Source organism: Marseilla massiliensis, from assembly GCF_016899855.1.
Lineage (GTDB): Bacteria > Bacteroidota > Bacteroidia > Bacteroidales > Bacteroidaceae > Prevotella.
The window spans coordinates 1-1,253 of the sequence record NZ_JACJJG010000209.1; the positions used below are offsets into that span (position 1 = coordinate 1).

Annotated in this window: 1 protein-coding gene; it reads left to right on the forward strand. The window is 52.4% G+C overall.

The genetic code is table 11. The features are described from left to right. Positions 1 to 69 precede the first annotated feature (69 nt). Positions 70 to 1,253, forward strand: a 1,184-nt coding sequence (locus H6A34_RS14410; RefSeq protein WP_205106079.1) for an ISL3 family transposase, incomplete at its 3' end; no start/stop codon positions are given.

Sequence of the window (1,253 nt, forward strand, 5' to 3'; positions counted from 1 at the left end):
AAAAGTGAAAGATAAAGGAAGTCGCTGTAAAAATCGTATATTTGCAGTTGAACAAAAAAACAAAAAACGATGAACAGCAACTTCCTGTGTAAAGTTTATGGTGTACGCGGATACCGCGTGACGGGTCAATGCCACAAAGATAATAAAACAATCTTGAAAATAGAGCGGAAGCATGTGAAAATATGTTGTCGCCATTGCGGCAATATCGGAATATCCCTTGACGGCAGCCGGATTCGTGACATTCTGTGCGTACCGTTCGGTTTACGCAAGACATTGTTACGTGTACGCATCCGCCGCTACAGATGTCCCAAATGCGGGCACGTATGTCAGGAGAGCGTACCTTTCGTCACAGGCAACCGCCATTACTCCCACCGCTTTGCCCAATATGCGGCAGTACTCCTTAAGACATGCACGATAAAGTCTGTGGCAACGCTGCTGTCCGTAAGCTGGGACACGGTAAAGAGGATACACAAGGAGTACCTGCGCCGCCGCTACACCCCCGTGTCCCTCAAGGGCGTGCGCAACATAGGCATAGACGAGTTCTCGATAAGGCGTGGCGTGGAATTCCGCACCATTGTCGTAGACATTGATACCGGACGTATCATCCATGTGGGCAGGGGGCGCGGCGGCGACGCCCTGCTGCCGTTCTGGGAACGCGTCAGGAGGCATGGCGTCATGATACGCTACGTGGCCACGGACCTGTCGCCGGCATTTGTCGCCTCTGTACTGGAAAACGCCCCGCAGGCCACACTCGTGTTCGACCATTTCCACGTTGTCAGACTCATGAACGACGCACTCGATGACATCCGGCGTACGTTGTACAGGCACGAAAGGAGCGTCATGCGGCGCAGGGTGCTCCTCGGCACGCGCTACCTGCTGCTACGGAATGCCGAGGACGTGCTTGACGGGAAACACCGCACAAGGCTCGACAACGCACTGGCCATGAACGAGCCGCTCTCGAAAGCTTATTACATGAAAGAGTCCATGAGGCAAATCTGGATGCAGCCGACCAAGGACAACGCCGAAAAGGAACTTTACGCATGGGTGGAACAGGCAAGACAGAGCAAGGTGCCACGGCTCGCAAGGATGGCTGCAACGATAATGGCGCACAGAACCGGCATTCTCGCATGGTACGACTGCCATTTCTCAACTGCCAAAGTCGAGGGGATTAACAACAAAATTAAAGTCCTTAAAAGAAATGCTTACGGATTCAGGGACGATGATTATTTTAAGCTAAGACTCTTTGCGCTTCA